Origin of the sequence: Streptacidiphilus pinicola, assembly GCF_003258295.1 — a bacterium.
Taxonomy (GTDB): domain Bacteria; phylum Actinomycetota; class Actinomycetes; order Streptomycetales; family Streptomycetaceae; genus Streptacidiphilus; species Streptacidiphilus pinicola.
Map to the genome: position 1 here is coordinate 1 of NZ_QKYN01000232.1, position 4,110 is coordinate 4,110.

The window sequence follows — 4,110 nt, forward strand, 5'->3', positions numbered from 1 at the left end:
CCCCCAAGCCGAAGCCCCCCGCGCCGAAGCCCACGCCTACTCCCACACCGACGCCGGTCCCGCCGCCTCCGCCCCCGCCGCAGGACTTCTTCGTGGACTCGCTGCCCTACCAGGGCCTGTCCCACAACAACGGCCCGTCGATCCAGACGAACCCTTTCAGCTGGGTCTGGCAGCGCCCGAACGGCGTCAGCATCGGCGGCACCCGCTACAAGCGCGGCGTCACCGTGGTCGCGCCGTCGAACACCGTGATCGACCTGAACCGCAGCTGCAAGCTCTTCACGGCATCGGTCGGCATCGACGACATGACGCTGGGTCTGGGCTCGGCGAAGTTCACCGTGGAGGACGCGGCGACGGGCGCGGTGCTGTGGCGGTCGCCGGTGATCCACGGCGGCGATCCGGCGGTGCCGGTGAGCGTGCCGCTGGGCGGGGTTTCGGCGATCAAGCTGGTCGTCCACGGCTCGCACGGGTTCATCGGCGGGCAGATCGCGGACTGGGCGGACGCCGGCTTCACCTGCTGAGCCGGGTCCGCCCGGGAGCCGTGGTCAGTCCTTGAGCTGGGCCACCTGTCGGAGTGCGGAGAGGAAGGTCTCCGTCTCCTGCGCGCCCTGGACGGCGTACTTGCCGTCGAAGACGAAGGTGGGCACGGCGCTCACGCCGATCTCGCGGGCCTGCGCGAGCTCGCGCTCGGTCTCGACGCGGCCCTCGTCCGACGACAGGTAGGCCTCGACGCGGGCGCGGTCCAGCCCGGCGGCCACGGCGACGTCGGTCAGCGCGGCGAAGTCGGCGACGTCGACTCCGTCGGAGAAGTGCGCCGCGAGCAGCCGCTCCTTGAGGTCGGCCTGGACGGCCGGGCCGTACTCGTGCTCGGCGAGCCGGAGCAGCCGGTGGCCGTGGATGGTGTTGACGTGCAGGGCGGCGTCGAAGTCGTAGTCGATGCCCTCCTGCTTGCCGATGGCGGCGACGCGGTCGTCCATGGCGCGGGACTGCGGGCCGTAGCGCTCCTCCAGCCAGGCGCGGTGCGGGCTCGGCTCGGCGGGCGCGTCGGGCACGAGCTGGTACGGGCGGTAGACGACCTCGACGTCGCCGGCGCCCTCGAAGGCGGCGAGGGCACGGTCGAAGCGGCGCTTGCCGATGTAGCACCAGGGGCAGGCGATGTCCGAGTAGATCTCGACCTTCATGCGGGCGGGCTCCTCACAGCTCACGATTCTCTGCGCACTCAGGGAACGCCTCCGCCGAGCAGGCCATTCCCGTCGGAGTGGGTCCCGTCGGCGCTTGGGTCCCGTCAGCGCTTGGGTCCCGGCACGAGCAGCACCGGACAGAGCGCGTGGAACAGCAGCGCGGACGCCACCGAGCCGACCAGCAGGCGGGAGAAGCCGCCGTTGCCGCGGGCCCCGAGGACCAGGGTGTGCTGGCGGGCGGAGGCGCTGAGCAGCAGCGCGATCGGGTCGCCCGCGACCACGTGCAGGGTCGGCGCGTCGACGGCGGGGGTCGACGCCACGTTCGCGCCGGGCAGGCGTGCCGAAGCGGCGACCACACCGCGCCGGACCACGTCCGTCATCCCTGTGAGCAGCCGGTCGACGCTGTCCTGCAGGACGTCCTCCAGTCCCGGGGTCGCGGCGGCGGGCGTGGGGTTCACCACGGCGAGGACGCGCAGCGGCAGCGCGTGCACCCGCGCCTCCTGGAGCGCGCGCTCCAACGCCCACAGCGATCCGTCCGAGCCGTCCACCCCCACCAGGACGCCGGGGTCGGCGTCGGCGGGCGGCAGCTCGTGCGAGACGGGGAGTGGGCGCATGCAGCCATGATGCGGGGACGAGGTGACGATCGGTCAGCTGCAACACGCCCCAGGCGCCTCAGGCACCTCAGCCGCGTCAGCCACCCACCGCCGGACGCGAGGGGCTGCGGACGTCGATCCAGCAGCTGCCCCGTCGGCTGTGCAGGCGGCGCAGCCACAACTCCGTGGCGACGAGCTCGGGAAGGCCGTCGAGCGGGCCCGGGTCCCGCTCCGCCGTCGCGGCGACCAGCGCCTCGCGGGCCTGTTCGATGTCGATGATGCCCCAGCGGCCGAGGAGCGAGCCGGAGAGGAGGCGGTCCAGTGCGGGGGCGGCCCGACGCAGGCCGGCCCGCATCGTCTCGGTGGAGGGCGGGGCGTCGTGGCCGGTCTGGGCCTGGGCGGCGAGGTCATCGGGGAGGCCGGTGATGCCCGCGCCCGCGAGGACCGCGCGCAGGATGACCTGCCGGGCGCCGGGCTGGATGCGGGCCCGGTCCGGCACGAGCCGGCAGGCGCGGACGACCTGGTTGTCCAGGAACGGCGCGTGCAGGCGCCGGCCGCGCGCCTCGGGGGCGGACTCGACGACCTGGGCCAGCACCCGGAAGTCGGCGGCGCGACGCTGAAGGGCGAGCCGGGCGCGGCGCGCGCCGGGCCGTTCGTCGGGCGCGCCGGCGCGGGCTGCGAGCCGCAGGCGTGCGGCGACCGCGCCGCGTGCGTCCTGGGTGAGCCAGGACGCCGCGGGACCGGGCGTGCACCAGGCGAGGGCCCGCGTCGAGGCCTCCCCCGCGCCACCCTTCTGCGGGGCAGCGCCCGGCAGGCCGCGCAGCAGCGCGGCGGCCGCGGCCTCCAGGCCGTCGACGTAGCCGGTACGCGCCAGCCGCCGCGCGGCGCGGACGACGGAGACGGGTGTGCTGAGCCCGGCGGCGCCGAGCGTGGCGCTGTCGGCGCGGGTCAGCGCGGCGACGGGCCGCAGCAGCGGGCTGCGCCGGCGCTCGTGCAGCAGGTCCGCGAGCCGGGCGGGGTGGCCGTCGAGGACCTGGCGCGCGCCGTGCCCGCTGATGTGTTCCACGCCTGCCGCGGCGAGGCGGGCCTGCTGCCGGACGGCGGTGACCAGCGCGAGGCCCGGCTCGTCGGTGAGCGGTCCGTCGAGCGGGTCGTCGGCGAGGTCGGCGAAAGGCAGCGCCTCCTGCCCGCCGGGCACCACGACGTGGTCGAGCCGCTCGGCGGCCGCTTCGGCGACCGCGCGGGCCCGCAGCAGTTCCGCTTCGCGGGTGGCACTGAGCGGGGCGCCGGTCGCGCCCTCGGCGTCGGTGTACGTGATCGCGAGCAGGGCGCCGGTCTCGGGCGGGCGGACGGCCCCGGTCCGCGCCCACGACCCGCGGACCGCGCCGGTACGGCGCGGACCAGCCTCGGGCTCGTCGGGATCGTGGCCGGGCGGCCCGTGCCGAAGGCTGCGCGAGCTGCGCGGATCCCCCCACCGCTCCTCGCTGAAGATGCCGAGCGTCTGTTGCCGTGCGGGCGCTGCGGCCTCCTCCCCCTCCTGCTCCGGCGAGGCGAGCGAGGGGCCACCGAACCGCTCAGCCGCCGCCCGCGCGAAGCCGACCACGCCGTTGGCCCGCGGAATCCCGGCGGCCAGCAGCGTCAACACGGTCGAGGCGCTCCCCCCGGAAAGATCCACACTCACGGCAGGCCGCGGCGTCAACGTCCCCCCTTCGGAAGCGGCTTCCGGGTCCGGACCGGGGCCGGCGGGGCCGGAGGCAGCCTCGGGGCCGGGGGGTGACTCCCTGTCGGGCGACGGGGTGGCGGCCGGTCCGAAGCGCTCGTGTCCGGCTCCGTTGGGGCTCGGGGCGCGGCGGCGGGTGGGGCGGCCGAAGACGTCGGTGTCGTACCGGGGGGTCGAAGTCGGCGGATCCGGGTCGGCCTCGCGCGGCTCCGGGGCAGCCGCCCGGCCGGGCGGGCTCCCGTTCACGCCCACGTGCGCGCCGACGCGCGCGGGGCCGGGTGCTGTGCGCAAGGGGCCGAAGCCGGCGTCGGGCGCCGGCGTGCGGACGCGCAGTCGCACGGATTCCAGGAGCGAGCGGGTCACCTCCGCCGTCGCCGAGGCCTCGGTCATCTCGTAGCTGCCGACCCCGCCCGGCAGGGCCTCGTACGCGGCCACGTCAGGGGCGCCGCCCCGGACGCTGAGGGCCTGACCGGGCGTGACCCGGCGCACGCCGACAAAGGGGCTGCTGTCGCCGACCCCCTCCGGGGAGTCCGGCAGGGCCAGGCGCGCCGCCAGGTGGACGTGGTCCAGCGGCGCCTCCACCAGATCGGCCAGCGGCAGCGCCGCCGTCGCCCAGGCG

At 76.3% G+C, this 4,110-nt stretch carries 4 protein-coding genes; 1 reads left to right on the forward strand and 3 read right to left on the reverse strand.

The window, feature by feature from the left end; genetic code table 11:
• The coding region (locus DN069_RS38145; protein WP_207892411.1) for an NPCBM/NEW2 domain-containing protein at positions 1–518 on the forward strand (518 nt) is incomplete at its 5' end.
• A gap of 24 nt (positions 519–542) precedes the next feature.
• On the opposite strand, the gene DN069_RS38150 is transcribed toward DN069_RS38145, so the two are convergent.
• The 3 genes from DN069_RS38150 to DN069_RS38160 all read right to left on the reverse strand — a co-directional run.
• Positions 543–1,202, reverse strand: coding sequence for a DsbA family oxidoreductase (locus tag DN069_RS38150; protein WP_424556365.1), 660 nt, complete (start codon positions 1,200–1,202; stop codon positions 543–545).
• Positions 1,203–1,282: 80 nt separating this feature from the next.
• The gene (locus DN069_RS38155) at positions 1,283–1,792 is read right to left on the reverse strand and encodes a universal stress protein (RefSeq protein WP_111507839.1); all 510 of its coding nucleotides are present in this window, start codon (positions 1,790–1,792) and stop codon (positions 1,283–1,285) included.
• 76 nt (positions 1,793–1,868) lie between these two features.
• Positions 1,869–4,110 (reverse strand): asparagine synthase-related protein (locus DN069_RS38160; protein ID WP_243640329.1); only part of this gene is annotated, 2,242 nt, incomplete at its 5' end.

Excerpts from the sequence above, each read along its gene's own strand:
- DN069_RS38155 (WP_111507839.1), bottom strand. The coding sequence starts at position 1,792 with ATGCGCCCACTCCCCGTCTCGCACGAGCTGCCGCCCGCCGACGCCGAC.